The 20,185-nt window shown below is 61.4% G+C and carries 13 protein-coding genes; 11 read left to right on the top strand and 2 right to left on the bottom strand.

From position 1 onward, the window contains the following. Position 1 precedes the first annotated feature (1 nt). The 6 genes from galE to G1C98_RS00165 all read left to right on the top strand — a co-directional run bounded on the left by galE (position 2) and on the right by G1C98_RS00165 (position 8,956). Entirely contained in the window at positions 2-1,003 is a 1,002-nt protein-coding gene (gene galE / locus G1C98_RS00140) for a UDP-glucose 4-epimerase GalE (RefSeq protein WP_169078110.1), read from the top strand. A gap of 129 nt (positions 1,004-1,132) precedes the next feature. Next, positions 1,133-3,076 carry a glycoside hydrolase family 2 TIM barrel-domain containing protein gene (locus tag G1C98_RS00145; RefSeq protein WP_169078112.1) on the top strand — a complete coding sequence of 648 codons (1,944 nt, stop codon included), beginning with the start codon at positions 1,133-1,135 and terminating at the stop codon, positions 3,074-3,076. Next, complete coding sequence (locus G1C98_RS00150; RefSeq protein ID WP_169078114.1) at positions 3,057-4,001, top strand: beta-galactosidase small subunit; 945 nt, start codon at positions 3,057-3,059, stop codon at positions 3,999-4,001. The genes G1C98_RS00145 and G1C98_RS00150 overlap by 20 nt, the downstream gene beginning before the upstream one ends. A gap of 194 nt (positions 4,002-4,195) precedes the next feature. After that, positions 4,196-5,719, top strand: a complete 1,524-nt coding sequence (locus G1C98_RS00155; protein WP_240944857.1) for a glycoside-pentoside-hexuronide (GPH):cation symporter — start codon at positions 4,196-4,198, stop codon at positions 5,717-5,719. Positions 5,720-6,033: 314 nt separating this feature from the next. Then, positions 6,034-7,065 (top strand): LacI family DNA-binding transcriptional regulator, encoded by a 1,032-nt coding sequence (locus tag G1C98_RS00160; protein ID WP_169078115.1) that lies wholly within the window; start codon positions 6,034-6,036, stop codon positions 7,063-7,065. A 334-nt stretch (positions 7,066-7,399) separates the two neighbouring features. Further along, positions 7,400-8,956 (top strand): glycoside-pentoside-hexuronide (GPH):cation symporter, encoded by a 1,557-nt coding sequence (locus tag G1C98_RS00165; protein ID WP_169078117.1) that lies wholly within the window; start codon positions 7,400-7,402, stop codon positions 8,954-8,956. Positions 8,957-9,170: 214 nt separating this feature from the next. On the opposite strand, the gene G1C98_RS09410 is transcribed toward G1C98_RS00165, so the two are convergent. Beyond that, complete coding sequence (locus G1C98_RS09410; protein WP_277347552.1) at positions 9,171-9,293, bottom strand: hypothetical protein; 123 nt, start codon at positions 9,291-9,293, stop codon at positions 9,171-9,173. Positions 9,294-9,862: 569 nt separating this feature from the next. On the opposite strand from G1C98_RS09410, the gene G1C98_RS00170 reads away from it, so the two are divergent. Beyond that, positions 9,863-10,936, top strand: coding sequence for a LacI family DNA-binding transcriptional regulator (locus tag G1C98_RS00170; RefSeq protein WP_169078119.1), 1,074 nt, complete (start codon positions 9,863-9,865; stop codon positions 10,934-10,936). Between the two features lie 185 nt (positions 10,937-11,121). On the opposite strand, the gene G1C98_RS00175 is transcribed toward G1C98_RS00170, so the two are convergent. Then, positions 11,122-12,132: a LacI family DNA-binding transcriptional regulator gene (locus G1C98_RS00175; protein ID WP_169078121.1), complete on the bottom strand. Its 1,011-nt coding sequence runs from the start codon at positions 12,130-12,132 to the stop codon at positions 11,122-11,124. Positions 12,133-12,389: 257 nt separating this feature from the next. Here G1C98_RS00175 and G1C98_RS00180 point away from each other — a divergent pair, with 257 nt between their 5' ends. The 4 genes from G1C98_RS00180 to G1C98_RS00195 all read left to right on the top strand — a co-directional run bounded on the left by G1C98_RS00180 (position 12,390) and on the right by G1C98_RS00195 (position 20,152). Further along, positions 12,390-14,462 carry a beta-galactosidase gene (locus G1C98_RS00180; RefSeq protein ID WP_169078123.1) on the top strand — a complete coding sequence of 691 codons (2,073 nt, stop codon included), beginning with the start codon at positions 12,390-12,392 and terminating at the stop codon, positions 14,460-14,462. Between the two features lie 338 nt (positions 14,463-14,800). Further along, the gene (gene gtfA, locus G1C98_RS00185) at positions 14,801-16,315 is read left to right on the top strand and encodes a sucrose phosphorylase (RefSeq protein WP_169078125.1); all 1,515 of its coding nucleotides are present in this window, start codon (positions 14,801-14,803) and stop codon (positions 16,313-16,315) included. A 383-nt stretch (positions 16,316-16,698) separates the two neighbouring features. Beyond that, on the top strand, positions 16,699-18,336 hold the full coding sequence (locus G1C98_RS00190; protein ID WP_169078127.1) for an MFS transporter: 1,638 nt from the start codon (positions 16,699-16,701) through the stop codon (positions 18,334-18,336). Between the two features lie 463 nt (positions 18,337-18,799). Continuing rightward, the gene (locus tag G1C98_RS00195; RefSeq protein WP_169078129.1) at positions 18,800-20,152 is read left to right on the top strand and encodes an MFS transporter; all 1,353 of its coding nucleotides are present in this window, start codon (positions 18,800-18,802) and stop codon (positions 20,150-20,152) included. Positions 20,153-20,185: the final 33 nt, after the last annotated feature.

Raw genomic sequence — 20,185 nt, forward strand, 5'->3', positions numbered from 1 at the left:
AATGACTGTTATGGTCCTCGGCGGAGCCGGCTACATCGGCTCCCACATGGTTGACCGACTGGTCGCCGCCGGCAAGGAGAAGGTTGTCGTGGTGGACAGCCTGGTGACCGGTCATCGCGCCGCCGTGAATCCGGCCGCGAAGTTCTACCAGGGCGACCTGGCGGATCAGGAGTTCATGCGCGGTGTGTTCCGCGAGAACCCGGACATCGACGCCGTGATCCACTTCGCTGCGTTCTCTCTGGTGGCCGAGTCCATGAAGGAACCGCTGAAGTACTTCGACAACAACACCGCGGGCATGGTCAAGCTGCTTGAGGTGATGAAGGAGTTCGGCGTCAAGAAGATCGTCTTCTCCTCCACCGCCGCCACCTACGGCATTCCGGAGAAGATGCCGATCCGCGAGGAGGATCCGCAGAAGCCGATCAACCCGTACGGCGAGAGCAAGCTCATGATGGAGAAGATCATGCGCTGGTGCGATCAGGCCTACGGCATCAAGTTCGTGGCCCTGCGCTACTTCAACGTCGCCGGCGCCAAGCCGGACGGATCCATCGGCGAGGACCACGGTCCCGAGACCCACCTGCTGCCGATCGTGCTGCAGGTCGCCCAGGGCAAGCGCGACAAGCTGATGATCTTCGGCGACGACTACAACACCCCCGACGGCACCAACGTGCGCGACTACGTGCACCCCTTCGATCTGGCCGACGCGCACATCCTCGCCATCGATTACCTGCGCAAGGGCAACGATTCCAACGCCTTCAACCTCGGTTCCTCCACTGGCTTCTCGAACCTGCAGATCCTTGAGGCCGCCCGCAGGGTGACCGGCAAGGAGATCCCGGCCGAGATGGCCCCGCGCCGCCCCGGCGACCCGGACACTCTGATCGCCGCCTCCGACAAGGCGCGCACCGTGCTCGGCTGGAAGCCGCAGTTCGACAACATCGACAAGATCATCGAGACCGCTTGGGCATGGCACTCCACCCACCCGAACGGCTACGACGACCGTAAGTGATAACGGCGGTAGCGCCGCTGCATGGGCCCTTCTTCGGAAGGGCCTTTTTGTTTACTAAAACAGAGGTAATGTTTGCTAAATCTGTAGTAAACTAATTTACGAATCAGTTCCCAGAGCAAGGAGGCTCCCATGGATGGCGCAAGCTCTACGCAGAGCGCGGACCTGAGCTGGCTTGATAAGCCAGGCGTGTTCCGCGTGAATCGATTGGACGCGCACAGCGATCACCGATGCTATGCCACGCAGGATGAGGCGGCGCAGGACGCCAGCAGCCTGGTCATGCCGCTCGACGGCACGTGGAAGTTCAAGTATTCCCCCAACCCGCAGGCGCGCCCGGCCGACTTCTACAAGCTTGCCGAAGCACCCGCGGACTTCGACGACATCGCCGTGCCCGGCCATATCGAGATCGCGGGCTACGACAAGAACCAGTACATCAACACCATGTACCCGTGGGAAGGCCGCAAATACCGCCGCCCCGCAGGCCTGACCCCGGACGATCCCGGCATCGGCGCATTCTCCGAGGCCGACGACAATCCGGTCGGCTCCTACCTGCGCACCTTCACCCTGCCCGAACACATGCGAGGCCAACGCATCCACGTGGTGTTCGAGGGTGTGGAGCAGGCGTTCTACCTGTGGCTCAACGGCCATTTCGTGGGGTACGCGGAAGACACCTTCACGCCTTCCGAATTCGACCTGACGCCGTACATCGACGAGACCGGCGAGAACATCATCGCGTGTGAAGTGTTCAAGCGCTCCACCGCGGCATGGATCGAGGACCAGGACTTCTTCCGCTTCTTCGGCATCTTCCGCCCCGTGAAGCTTGTGGCACTGCCCAAGATTCATGTGGACGACATCTCGGTGCGCTCCCTGCTGAGCGACGACCTGCACACCGGCACCATCACCGTCGACATGCGGCTGAGCGCCAAGGCTGCCGCCGACCTTGCCGGCGCGCAGACGGAAGTGGTCGTGACCGATCCGCAAGGCAACCGCATCGCATCGCAGACAGGCTCCCCGGAACATGACGGTGACGCCACCCTCGTGTTCACCGGCATCGCCGAACCGCAGCTGTGGGACAACGGCAGCCCGAATCTGTACCGGGTGGAGGTACGCCTTGTCGACGCCGCCGGCGAGACCTGCGAGGTCGCCCAGGTGGACACCGGTTTCCGCAAGCTGGTGCGTGACGGCGTGAAGGTGACGCTCAACGGCCATAGGCTGTACATCCTCGGCGTGAACCGCCACGAATGGAACGCCGATTCCGGCCGTTGCATCACCGTGGACGACATGCACCGCGACATCGACACCATGCTGCGCAACAACATCAACGCCGTGCGCACCTGCCACTACCCGGACCGGCTGGAATGGTACCGTCTGTGCGACGAGCACGGCATCTACGTGATGGCCGAGACCAACCTGGAATCCCACGGCACCTGGCAGAAGATGGGGGCGGTGGAGCCCTCGTACAACGTGCCGGGCAACAGCAGCGTATGGGAGAAGGTCGTGGTGGACCGCGCCACCACACAGTACGAGATGCTCAAGAACCACCCCTCCATCCTGTTCTGGTCCATGGGCAACGAATCGTACGCCGGCACCGCCATCGCGGCGATGGACGCCTACTACAAGAGCAAGCAGGACGGCCGTTTGACGCACTACGAGGGCGTGGTCCACAACCGCGCGTTCGAGGACGTCATCTCCGACCTGGAAAGCCGCATGTACGATACGCCGGAAGGCGCCCGCAAGTACCTGAGCGAGCAGCCGAAGAAGCCGTACATCCTGTGCGAGTTCATGCATGACATGGGCAATTCGCTGGGCGGGTTCGGCGACTACATGGAACTGTTCGACGACTGCGAGGGATTCCTCGGCGGATTCATCTGGGACTACATCGACCAGCAGCTGTATGCGCCCGATCCGGTGACGGGCGGGAAGATGCTGTGCTACGGCGGCGATTTCGACGATCGCTGCTCCGACTACGAGTTCTCCGGCGACGGTCTGCTGTTCGCCGACCGCACGGAGAAGCCGGCCATGCAGGAAGTCAAGTATTACTACGGAAGGTACGCAGATGGAAATCATATTCGGTGACGTGGTGACGGGCGTCCATGGCGACGGCTTCGAATATCTGTTCTCATGGCAGGCGGGCGGTCCGGTCTCGTTCAATGTGAACGGGAGGGAATGGCTGTACAGGGCCCCGCGTCCGGCGCTGTGGCGCGCGACCACCGACAACGACCGCGGCAACGGGTTCCCGGTCCGGTCGGCGATGTGGATGGGCGCGGATATGTTCGCCACCTGTTCCAAGACCGAGCTGAGCGTGGACGGCGAGCCGGTGGCCAAGCCGCTCGCTCCGGACAACAACGCGTTCGGCGGTGCGGTGCAGGCGCAGACCATGACCATGACCTATACGTACACGCTGCCCGTCGTTCCCGCGACGACGGTGACGGTGGCCTACACCGTGACTCCGGACGGCACGATCGGTGTAACGGTGCGCTACGAGGGCAAGGAAGGCCTGCCTGAACTGCCGGTGTTCGGCCTGCGGTTCGTCATGCCGACCCCGGCCAAGGGATTCACCTACACCGGTCTTTCCGGCGAGACGTACCCGGACCGTATGGCCGGCGGTGTGCCGGGCGAATACACGGTGGAGGGCATGCCGGTCACGCCGTACCTGGTGCCGCAGGATTGCGGCATGCATATGCGTACGCAGCAGGTGACGGTGACGCGCGATTCCGTGCTCGACAATTCGAAGCGCGGCGACCGAAGCGAGTTCTCGCTGACCTTTGCCCAGGCCGAGGGCGGCGAGCCGTTCGCCTTCTCCTGCCTGCCGTATACGCCGGAGGAGATCGAGAACGCCACGCATCCCAACGAGCTGCCGCCGGTGCGCCGTACGGTGCTGACGGTCTGCGGCGCGGTGCGCGGCGTGGGCGGCATCGACAGCTGGGGCTCCGACGTGAGGCCCGACTACCACATCGATGCACAGCAGGACCACGAATATAGTTTTGTGATTAAACTATAGTTTTAGTAAAAATGGCACGCGATAAGGCGGCATCCGATGGGTGTCGCCTTATCGCTATCTTGTGGAATATGGCCGTTTGGGATGTCGGGCGAGCAGGGCTGCGAAAGAGCAATTTTTTAAGTAAAAAACATGGCTTCAGTAAAAGCATGTTATCGTAAACATCGTACATGTAAAGAGAAGCAAGGAGGCTTCACATGAGCAACGGCAGCTCTGCTGAACAATCCAAAGGCAAGGTAATGACCTCGCGCATCGCGTACGCGACCGGCGCATTCGGACATGACATCTTCTACGCCACGCTTTCGACGTACCTGATCATGTTCATCACCTCCCACCTGTTCAACTCCGGCGACGCCGCACACAACAATCGCATGGTGCTGTACATCACCACGATCATCGCCGTGCTGCGTATCGTCGAGCTGTTCATCGACCCGTTCATCGGCAATATGATCGACAACACCACCACCAAGTGGGGCAAGTTCAAGCCGTGGGTCGTCGGCGGCGGCGTGGTCAGCTCCGTCATCCTGATGGTGCTGTTCACCGATATGGGCGGTCTGAACGAGACCAACCCGGTGCTCTACCTGTTCATCTTCGCCGTGCTGTACATCGTGATGGACATCTTCTACTCCTTCAAGGACATCAGTTTCTGGTCCATGGTCCCGGCCCTGACTTTCAGCTCCGAAGAGCGTGAGAAGACCGCTACCTTCGCCCGTGTCGGCTCCACCATCGGCGGCAACATCGTCGGTGTCGTGATCATGCCGATCGTCCTCTTCTTCTCCGTCACCAAGTCCGGCTCCGGCGACAAGAGCGGCTGGTTCTGGTTCGCCTTCATCGTGGCCCTTGTCGGCATCATCTCCGTGCTCTGCGTCGCGCTCGGCACCCACGAGGTCGATTCCGCACTGCGCCAGAACAAGACCAAGACCGGCTTCAAGGACGTGTTCCGCATGCTGCTCAAGAACGATCAGCTCATGGCCATCGCCCTTGCCTACCTCGCCTACACCACCGGCGTGAGCATCCTGAACGCCTCCGAGCTGTACTACTTCCAGTACATCCTCGGCGACGCCAGCAAGTTCTCCATCCTGGCCACCATCAACACCCTGGTCGGCCTGGTCTCCGTCTCGCTGTTCCCGAAGCTCGCACAGCAGTTCAGCCGCCGCAACGTGTTCGTCGTCTGCCTGGGCATCATGCTCGCCGGCATCGTGGTCTTCTTCTTCGCCGGCAAGTCCCTGGCCCTCGTGCTGGTCGCCGCCGAGCTGTTCTTCATCCCGCAGCCGCTGGTGTTCCTCGTGGTCCTCATGACCATCACCGATTGCGTCGAATACGGCCAGCTCAAGCTCGGCCACCGCGATGAGGCCCTGACCCTGTCCGTCCGCCCGCTGCTCGATAAGTTCGGCGGCGCCGTGTCCAACTGGGTCATCGGCTTCGCCGCCGTCGCCGCAGGCATGACCGCCGGTTCCGAGAACCACGTCACCGCCCAGGGCGAGATGAACTTCAAGCTCATCGTGTTCGTGGCTCCGCTCGTGCTCATCGTCATCGGCCTGATCATCTTCCTCACCCGCGTGAAGCTGACCGAGGAGAAGCATGCCGAGATCGTGGCCGAGCTGGAGAAGACCTGGGGCAAGGATGCGCTGAACTCCAACGCCTCCGCCGACGCCCCGGCCGCCGTCGCCGAGTCCGCTGCTCCTGCCGCAGCCGATGCCGGTGATGCCTCGGCACGATAACCCCGCAACCAACTCCACAACGGAATCGCCGGCCTGTACAGCCATGCCGGCCGGTGATTCCCCTCCCCATCGGGCGGCGGCCCCATTGCAATAACCGCCCGGTGCAGCAGGTGACGAACGCACGCAGTTTCCCCCTTTCTCTGCGGGCGGTCACCGCACAGGCCGGAACCTTACGCTGGTAGGGTTCCGGCCTTTTCGTATGCGGGTTTGCGTGTGGCGGATGCGGTCTGTGCGCCGGCCGCCATGGGCCGGTCATGCTATGGTTGCAAGTAAATTCATTTAGCTAGTGTGATGGTTGGGAAGGCTGGGATCCGATGGCCACGATCAAGGAAATCGCGAAGCATACGGGCTTCTCGCAGGCCACGGTGTCGAGGATCCTGAACGACGATCCCTCGTTCTCCGTCAAGGAATCCACCCGCCAGAAGGTGCTGACCGCCAGCCTCGAACTGGGGTATGAGAACGTCTCGCAGTACCAGCGCATCATCATTCCGCGCGATATCGCGATTCTGAACAACGTTGTCCCCGACAAGGGCCTGCAGGACGCGTATTTCGACGAACTGCGCGAGGTGCTGACCGCCCAGGCCAAGGAACAGCGCATGAACGCGACGATCTACGACAGTGCGGACGAGCTGATCGCGCATGGCGACGAATACGCAGGCTTCATCTCCATGGGACCGGCGGTGCTGCCGATCGAGACGCTGCGCAAGCTCCATAAGGCGCTGCCGCATGGCGTGTTCATCGACATCAACCCCGCACCGAATCTGTTCGATTCCGTACAGCCCGATCTGGAGCAGATCGTGCTCGACGCGCTTGACGCGTTGCAGGCCAACGGGTGCCGCCGGATCGGGTTCATCGGCGGTGCCGGCACCATGATGGGGGAGCATTTGTATCCCGAGGATATCCGCCATTTCGCATTCTGCAACTGGGGTAGCCGACTGGGCTTGGAGACCGAGGGCATGGTCTATGCCGATGGCCCGTTCACCGTGGCCAACGGCCGCGAGCAGGGTGAACGGCTGATCCGCGACCATGCGGACGACCTGCCGGATGCGGTGCTGGTGGCCGCGGACACGCTGTCCGTGGGGCTGTTGCAGGCCTTTGCCGCCAAGGGCATTCTAGTGCCGCGCGACATCACAGTGGTGAGCATCAACAATCAGGAGATTGCAAAGTACACCTCCCCGGCGCTCTCGTCGTTCGACATCGACAAGGAGGAGCTGACGCGCACGGCGGTGCTCATGCTTGCCGAATCGCTGGTGGGCAAGCGTACCGTGAAGCAGCACACGTGCATCTCCTCGCATCTGGTGGTGCGCGAGAGTTTCGTGCCGAAGGGTTCCGGCGTTTCCGACTGAATCAAGTATTCCGGGTGGCAGTGCCAGGGGAGTGTGGTGCCGGCGCATGTGGGCGCGGCATATAGGGGTATCGGCTGGACGCTCGATTAAGTAAATCTGTTTAATCAATAGTGCTGGCTGCGGGGTTTCTCCGCTGAAGGCGCAGATGTCGGCGTTTGGCGTCAGACTGCATGCCTATGCCGTAGTTTTCCATATCATCAGTGCGATGCCTGACTGCGTTTCGGCAATGTCAAGGCGCATTTATTTAGTAAACAATTTTACTTATCACAATAAAACATATAGACTTATGTACACGATCAATGGATGATCTAGAAATCTTCTAAGGAGAAGAAGCATGGGAAATGAAACCACCATCGCCAACGGCGGCAATCGTCGTGGTCGAATTGGCCAGCGCGTGGCATACGCGTTCGGCAACCTCGGTCAGTCCGCGTTCTACAACGCGCTGAGCACCTACTTCATCGTATATGTGACCAGCTGCCTGTTCTCCGGCGTCGACAAGGGCGTTGCGGCCAAGCTGATCGGCATCATCACCAGCCTCGTCGTGGTCATCCGCATTGCGGAGATCTTCATCGACCCGCTGCTGGGCAACATCGTGGACAACACCAGCACCAAGTGGGGCCGCTTCCGCCCGTGGCAGTTCCTCGGCGGCCTGGTCTCCGCCCTGCTGCTCATCGTGGTCTACACCGGCATGTTCGGCCTGGTCAACGTGAACACCACCTGGTTCATCGTGCTGTTCGTCATCTGCTTCGTCGTGCTCGACGTGTTCTACTCCCTGCGCGACATCTCCTACTGGGGCATGATCCCGGCGCTGTCCTCCGACTCCCATGAGCGCTCCACCTACACCGCCCTCGGCTCCTTCACCGGCTCCATCGGCTACAACGGCATCACCGTCGTCGTGATCCCGATCGTCACCTACTTCAGCTGGGTGTTCACCGGTTCCCACACCGAAAGCCAGAGCGGCTGGACCGCCTTCGGCATCATCGTGGCCCTGCTCGGCATCCTGACCGCATGGTCCGTCGCGTTCGGCACCAAGGAAAGCCAGAGCGCTCTGCGTTCCAAGGCCCAGAAGAACGGCGGCCCGCTGCAGGCGTTCAAGGCCCTGTTCCAGAACGACCAGCTGCTGTGGGTCGCGCTGAGCTACCTGCTGTACGCCATCGCCAACGTGGCCACCACCGGCGTGCTGATCTTCCTGTTCAAGTTCGTGCTGGACAACCAGGCCGCCTACTCCATGACCGGCGTCATCGCACTGGTCGCAGGCCTCGTCATGGCGCCGCTGTACCCGATCCTCAACAAGCGCATCCCGCGCCGCTACCTGTACATCGGCGGCATGACCTCCATGATCATCGCCTACATCATGCTCGGCATCTTCTCGACCAACATGATCATGGTGTTCGTGGCGCTGGTCCTCTTCTACGTGCCGGGTACGCTCATCCAGATGACCGCCATCCTGTCCCTGACCGACTCCATCGAATACGGCCAGCTCAAGAACGGCAAGCGTAACGAGGCCGTCACCCTGTCCGTCCGCCCGATGCTCGACAAGATCGGCGGCGCCATGTCCAACGGCATCGTCGGCTTCATCGCCATCGCCGCCGGCATGACCGGTGACGCCACCGCGGCCGACATGACCGCCGCGAACATCAGCACCTTCAAGACCTGCGCGTTCTACGTGCCGCTGGCGCTGATCGTGCTGAGCCTGCTGGTGTTCATGTTCAAGGTGAAGATCAGCGAGAAGATGCACGACGATATCGTCAAGCAGCTTGAGGCCAAGCTGGCCGCCGGCGAGCTGGAGGACGAGTCCGGCGAGGAATCCGAAGGCGCTGCCGAGGATGCGCCCGCAGAAGTCGCCGCCGCTGGTGCCGCTGAAGCCGGTAGCGCCGCCGCTGCGAAGTAACCCACTTGGTGGTCGATTCGGTCGAATTCGAGCCCGAATTCGACCGAATCGACCACCAACTACGTAAAGGAGCCCTGTACCGAGTGAGGTGCGGGGCTCCTTTGTATGGCCGGGGGAGTGCTGGGGAATACGGAAAGGCCGCGACCTTGTGCGGGTCGCGGCCTTTCGGAAGTGTTATGCCGGGCTGGCGATTACATCGCCGGTGCCTGATGCATCACTTGTTGATGATGCGCTTGAACAGGTCGGAGGAAGCCTTGGCGAGGGCGAACTGGTAGAAGCCCGGATCGACGGAGGCGAGGTTGCTGCTCAGGATCTTATCGAGGGTATCGTTCTTCATGATTGTTTCCTTTCGTGCGCGGCCAGTTGTTGTATTGTCTGTTGTCGTTCTTGCGGCCGCATGGTGTGCGTTCTTGCGTTCGGGGCATTCCCTTGCGCGGGGTGCCGCCTTACCGGTTCGCCCGGGCTTGCTAAGCGGCATCGTGTTGTGTCGTTCTTTTCTGTTGTGATTTCAGTGTATGCCCGTTGCCGTGCGAAATCATGCTGTAGTCGTTGAATTCTTTGTATATTTATCGGGTAATCTTGAAATGAACATATAACGTGTGCGATTCCGGCCTATCTGCTGTCGTGTTTCACATGAAACGTAGTGCGGACCGAGTTGGATAAAAGGCGCGATGGGATGCATGACGGAGCAGGAAGAATAGCGTGCGAAACCGTGGGTGGGGCTGCGGTGCGACTCGATAGTACAATGCCGGGAGACGCATATATATATGAAGGTATATGGAAAGCAGACGGTCGATGACTGGCGGAACGCCGTGAGACAACGGATGGGCTGTCCTGCGATCGGTAGATGTGTGACCGGATCGATTCCGGATCTTCATGTGATTCATGGGATGAAATGAGGCGAATGTGGTAGGAATGCGCGATGTCGCGAAGCGGGCCGGCGTCTCGCTGAGCACCGTGTCTCTGGTGGTGAACGGCACGGGGTATGTCTCCGATGATATGCGTGAGCGTGTGCGGCAGGCCATGGAATCGTTGCATTATGTACCGAACGATTTGGCGCGTAACCTGTCGCGGAATCGCGCCAACACCGTCGGTATCATTGTTCCGACGATCCGTCACCCGTTCTTCGCCACGCTTACCGCAAGCCTGCAGCATGTGCTGTCCGAACAGGGCTTGCAGACCTTGCTGTGCTCCACGACCGATGCGGTGAACGGCGAGGCGGAATACGTCGATATGCTGCGCAGGCGTCTGATGGACGGCATTGTGATGGGTGCGCACACCGAGCACGCGCCGGATTACTGGACGTCGATTCATCGTCCGGTCATCGCGTTCGACCGTGTGCTGGGGGAGGGGATTCCCTCCATTGGGTCCGATCATGTGCAGGGCGGGCGTTTGATCGCAGATTTGTTGATCCGCACGGGCGCGCGGCGCGTTGCGGTGATCGGCGGACCTCGGACGCAGTTCGGGGCTTCGAGCGTGGAACGGACGACGTTCCCGACGGTGCGCTACCACTTGGCATTGGAGCGTGAGCTGGCCAGGGCCGGTGTGCATTACGAGTACGTTGAGGCGGGTGAGGTGATGGATTTCGCCGGGTATGCTTCCGCCGTGCGCAGTGTGTTCGACCGTGGCGCAGACTGTGCCGTGGATGCGGTGGTGAGTTCGGATATCGGCGCGTCGCTGTGCGTGCGTGAGGCGATGGCCAGGGGCGTGAGTGTTCCGGACGATATGCAGATCGTGGCGTATGACGGGACGTATCTGACCGACTTGGCCGGCATGCCGTTGACGGTGGTGCGGCAGGATTTTCAGGGCATTGCAAGGTGCATTGCCGACCAGATGATGCGGCTTATCCACGGGAAAGAATCCAAAGGGGCTGTCAGCGATGCCGGTGCGGCCAATCGGGCCGCTTACCCCGTGGGGGAGGCTGAGCAGCTGATTTCCGTTTCCCTGGTCGAGGGTGCAACTACGCGTGATCGTCACTGAGACTGACGTATGGTACGTGGCGCGGTTTGCTGCAGTGCAGTACGTCGCATACCGATCGTCGCGTGAAACACATTCATTGTTTCATGTGAAACATTCCGCGTGAAACACAGGTGCTTGTCATACCGCGAAGTCAAAATAACGCAAAAATCCGATTTCCTGCCGTTCGGATGGTCGAATAGTGCGGCTTATTTCCTGCACTCCCGCACGGAGCCGCGGTCGATGAATTCAGGCGGGATAACCGTTTTGACGCCGGGGGTGAGTTTCTCTCCGTTGCGCTGCCTCTCGATCATGGAGAACGCCTCACGCCCGATATCGTGGAACTTCAGCTTCATCGTGGTCAGTTCCAGCCTTGGCACCAAGCCTTCGAGTGAATCATCGACACCGATGATGCTCACATCCTCCGGCACCCGCTTACCGGCCGCCCGCAAGCCCAACATCGCGCCGTATGCCATTTGGTCGTTTGCCGCATATATCGCGGTGCACGTGTTTTCGTGAGCAAGAGCCAGACCTGCCTGGTACCCGCTGTCGGCCTCCCAGTCGCCGATATAGGCGGGAGGAATCGGCGCCCCGGCTTGGGACAAGGCATCGCGCCACCCGCGCATACGGCTTTGCGCCGCCCGGGAAGTAGAGGGGCCCGCTATGTGATATACGGTATGGTGCCCTTTGGAGAGCAGATAATCCACGGCGGCGGTGGAGCATCCGTATGAATCGGAGTCGATGGTGACGCAATGATCGGACGGCTCCTCGGAGATGAGCACGACCGGCAGGTTCTGCGACGGCGTGAATTGGTTGAAATCGGTGAAATCGCGTTCCATAATGACGATCACGCCGTCCAGAGGAAGACCCTCGACGAGTTTCAGCGCGCCGGCCAGGGAATGATCCTGCAGGGTATCGAGCGTGCGGATGGTCGTGGAATACCCGTGCTCTGCGGCCACATCGACTATGCCTTCGAGAATGCGTGCATTGCCGAAGGCCGACATGTGGGAAAGCAGTACGCCGATATTGTTGAATCGGCCCCTTTTCAGGGCTCGTGCGGCGTAGTTCGGGCGATACCCTAGTTTGCGCATGGCGATTTCCACACGGCTTTGCGTTTCCGGGCGGACGGCGGCGCTGCCGTTTGCGACACGTGACACCGTTTGTGGGGAGACTCCGGCCTCCTTGGCGACGTCCTGTAACGAAACGGAGATGCGTTCCATGGGTCTGTGACTGCCTCCTGCAATATCATTCCGCCAAATCAGGCTTGTTTCATCCTCTATCCTATATGAATCCCGCCTGCATGTTTTCGTTACCATAACGTAGGCGTTCAAGAATGAGCGGTATTTGTGCATATTGCTTGAAGATTCAGCATTTTATGAATGTAGTGTTACAATGGTAACGCAAACATTTGTACGACTCGCATCGAACATTCGCTCTTGGAATCGCGATGCGACGGCACCTCGAAGAGGAGGAAGCAATGGCTCAGCGCAGAGCGTTTCGTTGGCCGCAACCGCTGAAGGGCCAGCAGGCCCGCATCTGGTATGGCGGTGACTACAACCCGGACCAGTGGCCCGAAGAGGTATGGGACGAGGATGTTCGTTTGATGGGCAAGGCCGGCGTGAACCTTGTCTCCGTAGGCATCTTTTCGTGGGCGCGGATCGAGCCGCGCGACGGCGTATACGATTTCGATTGGCTTGACCGCATCATCGACAAGCTAGGCAAGGCGGGCATCGCGGTAGATCTTGCGTCCGCTACCGCCTCGCCGCCGATGTGGCTCACTCAGGCCCATCCGGAGGTGCTGTGGAAGGACTATCGTGGCGACGTCTGCCAGCCGGGTGCCCGGCAGCATTGGAGGCCAACGAGTCCGGTGTTCCGCGACTATGCGTTGAGGCTGTGCCGTGCGATGGCTGAGCATTACAAGGACAATCCGTATGTGGTGGCATGGCATGTGAGCAACGAATACGGCTGCCACAACCGCTTCGACTATTCCGAAGACGCCGAGCGTGCGTTCCAGAAGTGGTGCGAGAAGCGTTATGGCACGATCGACGCGGTGAACGATGCGTGGGGCACGGCATTCTGGGCGCAGCGCATGAACGATTTCTCCGAGATCATCCCGCCTCGCTTCATCGGCGACGGCAACTTCATGAATCCGGGCAAACTGCTTGATTTCAAGCGGTTCAGCTCCGATGCGCTGAAGGAGTTCTACATCGCCGAGCGCGATACGCTGGCCGAAATCACCCCCGGCAGACCGTTGACCACGAACTTCATGGTCTCTTCGGGCAACACCACCGTGGATTACGACGATTGGGGCAGCGAGGTCGACTTCGTCTCGAACGACCACTACTTCGTGCCGGGGGAAGCCCACCTGGACGAGCTCGCGTTCTCCGCGTCACTGGTGGACGGCATCGCCCGCAAGGAACCATGGTTCCTGATGGAGCATTCCACCTCGGCCGTGAACTGGCGTCCCATCAACTACCACAAAGAGCCCGGTCAGCTGGTGCGCGACTCCCTGACCCACGTGGCCATGGGCGCGGACGCGGTGTGCTATTTCCAGTGGCGCCAGTCCAAGGCCGGCGCGGAGAAGTTCCACTCCGCCATGGTCCCCCACGCGGGTGAGGATTCCCAGACGTTCCGTGATGTATGCGAGCTTGGCTCCGATCTGAATGTGCTGGCCGACAACGGGCTATTGGGCACGAAGCTGGCGAAGTCCCGCGTGGCCGTGGTCTACGACTATGAATCCGAGTGGGCGAGCGAGCACACCGCTACGCCGACACAGAAGGTCCATCACATCGACGAGCCGCTGGCATGGTTCCGCGCATTGGCCGACAATGGCGTGACCGCCGACGTCGTTCCGATCCGTTCGAATTGGGATGAGTACGAGGTGGCCGTGCTACCGAGCGTGTACATCCTTTCGGAGGAGACCACGCGTCGGGTGCGTGACTATGTGGCGAACGGCGGCAAGCTGATCGTTACGTACTACACCGGTCTGTCCGACGAGAAGGACCACATCTGGCTGGGCGGTTACCCCGGATCGATTCGTGATGTGGTCGGCGTGCGTGTCGAGGAATTCGCCCCGATGGGCGATGACTGGCCGGGTGCACCGGATCATCTTGACCTCAGCAACGGTGCCACGGCGCACGATTTCGCCGACGTGATCGGTTCAATCGGCGAGAACGCCACGGTGCTCGCCTCGTTCAAGGACGATCCGTGGACCGGTATGGACGGGCGTCCCGCGATCGTGGCCAACACGTACGGCGAAGGCCGCAGCGTGTATGTCGGAGCGCGGTTGGGACGCGACGGCATCGCCATGAGCCTGCCTTCGATACTACAGGCGCTTGGCGTTGACGCACAGGATTCCGCCGATCCGAGACTGCTGCGCATCGAGCGCGTGGACGAGGCGACCGGGGCGCGATTCGTGTTCCTGCTCAACCGTACGCATGAGCCGGTCGAAACCGTACAGGAAGGCGAGCCCATCGTCGTATCCCTCGCCGAGGGGCGCGATGGCAAGTTCGTCATCCAGCCGAACGGCATTGCGGTGCTGAAGCGCTAGCCGTGGTTTCGATTTCAAGCTGATGCCTGCATGAGGTGCGCCGTGGCCGATGTGGCTGCGGCGCACCTTGCTGTATGCGGGTCATTTTCGATGCCAGAGGAGGTTGCCGGGAATTGGCGGGATCGTTTGTGGCGCGATGCCCCTAGGCGATTGCGAGCCGGCCGGATAGCCGCAAAACGGTATCGAACAGCAGCGAACGGCATCGAACCGGTTCGACACGCGGATTCACTTGCTTTGGCGGTCTTTTCGGCGGTACTATCGAACCGGTTCGATGCAGCAATGAGCGAACTTCCGGAATCGTTGCCAATCCGCCCGGAAACGGAGCCAAAGGAGGTCCCATGAAAAACAAGGTGCAGCTCATCACCTACGCCAACCGTCTCGGCGACGGAACCCTCAAATCCATGACCGAAATCCTGCGCACCCGCTTCGACGGCGTGTACGACGGCGTGCATATCCTGCCGTTCTTCACCCCGTTCGACGGCGCCGACGCAGGCTTCGACCCGATCGACCACACCAAGGTCGACCCGCGCCTCGGCAGCTGGGACGACGTGGCCGAACTCTCCAAGACCCACGACATCATGGTCGACGCCATCGTCAACCACATGAGCTGGCAGTCCAAGCAGTTCCAAGACGTGCTCGCCAAAGGCGAGGAATCCGAGTACTACCCGATGTTCCTCACCATGAGCTCCGTCTTCCCAAACGGCGCCACCGAAGAGGATCTGGCCGGCATCTACCGCCCGCGCCCGGGCCTGCCGTTCACCCACTACAAGTTCGCCGGCAAGACCCGTCTGGTCTGGGTCAGCTTCACCCCGCAGCAGGTGGACATCGACACCGACTCCGACAAGGGCTGGGAATACCTCATGTCCATCTTCGACCAGATGGCCGCCTCCCACGTGAGCTACATCCGCCTCGACGCCGTCGGCTACGGCGCCAAGGAAGCCGGCACCAGCTGCTTCATGACCCCGAAGACCTTCAAGCTCATCTCCCGCCTGCGCGAGGAAGGCATGAAGCGCGGCTTGGAAATCCTCATCGAAGTGCACTCCTACTACAAGAAGCAGGTCGAGATCGCATCCAAGGTCGACCGCGTCTACGACTTCGCCCTGCCGCCGCTGCTCCTGCACGCGCTGAGCACCGGCCACGTCGAGCCCGTCGCCCACTGGACCGACATCCGCCCGAACAACGCCGTCACCGTGCTCGATACGCACGACGGCATCGGTGTGATCGACATCGGCTCCGACCAGCTCGACCGTTCGCTCAAGGGCCTCGTGCCGGACGAGGACGTGGACAACCTGGTCAACACCATCCACGCCAACACCCACGGTGAATCCCAGGCGGCAACCGGCGCCGCGGCATCCAACCTCGACCTCTACCAGGTCAACAGCACCTACTATTCGGCGCTCGGATGCAACGATCAGCACTACATCGCCGCCCGCGCCGTGCAGTTCTTCCTGCCGGGCGTGCCGCAGGTCTACTACGTGGGCGCGCTCGCCGGACGCAACGACATGGATCTGCTGCGCAAGACCAACAACGGCCGTGACATCAACCGCCACTACTACTCCACCGAGGAGATCGACGAGAACCTCAAGCGCCCGGTGGTCAAGGCCTTGAACGCCCTGGCCAAGTTCCGCAACGAGCTCGACGCCTTCGACGGCGACTTCTCGTACGAAGCCGACGGCGACAAGTCCATCACCTTCACCTGGAAGGGCGCCAACACCTCGGCATCGCTCACCTTCGAGCCGGGCAAGGGCCTTGGCGTGGAGAACACCGCATCCGTCGCGTCCCTCACCTGGACCGACGCCGCGGGCGAACACCACACCGACGATCTGATCGCGCAGCCGCCGGTCGTGCAGTGACGGCCAATCCGAATCCATACGCACGAACGGTGCGCGGATAACGCACGGATACCGTGCCGGCACACATCAAGCGGGAAGTCTGCCACAGCGGGCTTCCCGCTTCGCATATTCGGCATGATGGCCTGGTGTGCTGGAAATCCGATGAGTGGCATTGCAAGCGACACCGCAAGCGACACCGCAAGCGACACCGCAAGTGACACCGAAACGACATCAAAACGACACAACCGAGATACGCCCCGCAGCGTACTGTAAAACCATACGAAAAACCATACGAGAGTAGCCGTCTGCGGCATGCCGAACAGGTATATCGAAAGGCATATCGAACAGGCGTATCGAACAATACGGCCGACCGGTTCGCCGCATCGAGGGATTGAGGGACAACAATGCTGGAACCATATAAACCATATATTCGCCCAGGCATCGATGATCGCCCTGATTACGACAAGGCCTTAAGCCCGGAAGACAAAGCCTCCGTGGAAAGGCTCACGCGCGAGGACCGCAGACTGCCGCCGGAAGCCTCGGCCAAACAGCCGGAAACCCAGGCAGCCCGCCTCACCGCGTCCGGCGGGGCCTCGGCCGCAGCGGCCGGCGTCGACACCGCCGTGCCCGACTACGCCTCATCATTCCTCGACATGCGCGATCCCATGACCGCCGCCGATGGTACGAAACCATCCCGAGCCGCCGTACTGCGGCTGAAGTGGGCGTTCGCGCTCGCCGCCGTGCTCATCACGGCACCGTGGACGATGCTCAATCTCATCGCCATTCCCAATCACATTGCGCTGATGAGCGGCGTCGACACGTCGCTTGCGCTCACCGACATCGCTGGTACGAGCGCATTGGCCACGCCGTTGGCGGTGATTGTCGCCATCGGCGCGGTGCTGTCCATCGCGGTCACGCCGGCCATCTCCACATGCTCCGACTGCACCCGCGTAATCGTCGGACGCCGCACGCCATGGCTTGTGGGCGGAGGATTGCTCGCAGCGCTCGCGACATTGATCCTGAGCGCATCGGATGCCATCGGTGGCCTGGTCATCGGCTGGATTCTGCTGCAACCCGCATACGTGATGCTCACCGTGCCGCTCGCCGCGGCCATAGCGGAACGAGTACCAGACAAATTCCGCGTAGCTGTCGAACGATGGCATGCGGTCGGCGTCCTGCTCGGCGAAGCCGCGGGCGGTGTGATCGGCGGCATGTCCATCGCATTCGGAGCGACCGACATCTTCATGTGCGCGGCGGTACTGTTCGCCGTATCCGGAATCGTCACAGTGCTCGTGTGGCCGCGCGAACGGTCGAGCGTGGATCAGAAGTGGGCGCGATGTGACTGGGAAGGCGCGTACCTGATGCTGCGCGGCCCGCGCGGCGACCGCTCGCGGGACTTCTACCGGCTGTTCTGCTCCCGCCTGTTCATGATGGCGGCCGCGGCGCTGACCAGCGTGTTCCTGTGGTACATCGTGCGGTTCTCCATGTACGGAGGCCGTACGGATCCCGCCGACCCTTCCGATCCCGTATCGCTCACCCTGCCCGCTGGCACGCTGGTGATGACATTCTCCATCGTGATGTTCGCCGGCGCACTGCTGGCCACCGGACTGTCCGGCATCATCGTCGATCGCGTCGACCACATGCCTGGCCTGCACAACCGTAACCTGCGCATCGCCGTCGTGATTGCCGGCGGCATCTATGTGATCGGCCTCATGATCGGCATGACGACCGTGCTCATGGGTTGGGAACGGGCATTCCTGCTGTTCGCGTTCCTCACCGGATTCGCACTGGGCGTCTACGACATTCTCATGCGCCCGCTGGTGGTCGAATCGCTGCCCGACCCGCGTAACGCCGGCCGCGACCTGGGCTTCTACGCATTGTCGAAGCCGCTGGGACTGGTGCTGGGCGCCGCGCTGGGTGCCGTTGCGGTGTATGCCTTCGCCCCCTCGTTCGGATATACGGCGGTGTTCCCGGTCGCCATCATCTGCGTGTGCGTGGCGGTGGCGGTGCCGTTGACCATACGAAAGATCAGCGGCGACTGAGAGGAGTGCCGAAGGAGCCGGTGATTGGTGGGCGTCCCGCTGCCCGCCTGCCGCCCGCACAACAGATGTTATGTTCACATAGTGAACACCCGGTAGATAGTCCGGGAGCCGGCTCCTATGGTCACACCGTAGTTCGGATGGAAATCCGAAGGAAATACTTCGAAAACCGAAAGGAGGTTCGCCACGATGACTGGATTCAATGCGCTCGCACTGCTGTCCGCACGAATTATTATTCCGTCTTCGTTGGCGGACTGATTCGGCATACAGCTTGAGCCCCGCCAACGAAGGCAGGGCGACAAGCGAAAATCTTGAAGCCCTGCAACGCGCGGGGCTTTTTTGTTGCCCGCCCACAAGGCACCTGCAGCAAAGGCAAGCGAGAACGAAGCGCACACCACAACAGTGGACGGCGTGACCAGAAGGGGCCGCCGCCCGCACGGAGAATGAGTTAAGAAGGACATTCCTCATGACTGCAGCCGATGTAACCACGTCCGGCAAGCTGAAATCAATGGCGCGAGATTCCGTCAAGACCGTCATCGCGGCCTCGATGGTCGGCACCGCCATCGAATTCTATGATTTCTACGCATACGGCACCGCCGCTGCGAACTACTTCCCGAAGGTCTTCTTCGGAGACACCACCAACCCGACCGTCGCACTGCTGGCCAGCCTGCTGACCTTCGCCATCGCCTTCATCGCCCGCCCGCTCGGCTCCCTGGTATTCGGCCACTTCGGTGACCGCATGGGCCGTAAGACCACGCTGGTGGTCTCCCTGCTCACCATGGGCGTCGCCACCTTCCTGATCGGCTGCCTGCCGACCTACGACCAGTGGGGCGTCGCAGCCGTCGCAGTGCTGTGCCTGTGCCGCTTCGTGCAGGGCATCGGCCTGGGCGGCGAATGGTCCGGCGCCGCTCTGGTAGCCACCGAGAACGCTCCGGAAAGCAAGCGCGCACTGTACGGTTCCTTCCCGGAACTGGGCGCCCCGATCGGCTTCTTCCTGTCGAACGGCACCTACTTCCTGCTGGAAACCTTCAACGATGACGACGCCATGCTCGCCTGGGGTTGGCGCGTGCCGTTCCTGCTGTCCGCAATCCTCGTGATCGTCGGCCTCGTCGTGCGCGTCCAGATGGAGGAGACCCCGATCTTCCGCCTCGCCCAGGAGCAGAAGAAGGTCGTCAAGTCCCCGCTGACCGAAGTCTTCAAGAAGAGCTGGAAGCAGGTCCTGCAGGCCACCTTCCTGGTGGCTGTCACCTACACGCTGTTCTACACGCTGGCCACCTGGTCCCTCGCCTGGGGCACCAAGACCACCGAGCAGGGTGGCGGCGGCCTCGGCTTCACCAACCAGGAATACCTGCTGATGCTCATGATCGCCGTGTGCGTCTTCGCCGCGTTCATCGTCATCTCCTGCGTGAATGCCGACAAGTTCGGCCGCAAGCGCGTGATCATCATCTCCTCCTGCTGCCTCGTCGCCTTCGCACTGCTCTTCCCGTTCCTGCTTGACCCGGCGGTCGTCGGCCAGCGCAACTTCGCCACCAACCTGCTGTTCCTGTGCATCGGCTTCGCGCTCATGGGCACCGCATTCGGCCCGATCGGCGCGTTCCTTCCGGAACTCTTCGACGCCAACGTGCGCTACTCCGGCTCCGGCATCGGCTACAACCTGGCCGCCATCGTCGGCGCGGCATTCGTGCCGACCATCGCCACCTGGCTGTCCCACAACTGGGGCGTGCACTCCGTGGGTCTGTACCTCGGCGTGATGGCGCTGTGCTGCCTCGTCGCGGTGCTGAGCTGCAAGGAGACCAAGGACGTTGATTTCACCAAGTGAAATCAACGGCTGGTTTCTGCCCTTACTCAGCTG

It is taken from the genome of Bifidobacterium erythrocebi (genome assembly GCF_012932675.1).
GTDB classification, from domain to species: domain Bacteria; phylum Actinomycetota; class Actinomycetes; order Actinomycetales; family Bifidobacteriaceae; genus Bifidobacterium; species Bifidobacterium erythrocebi.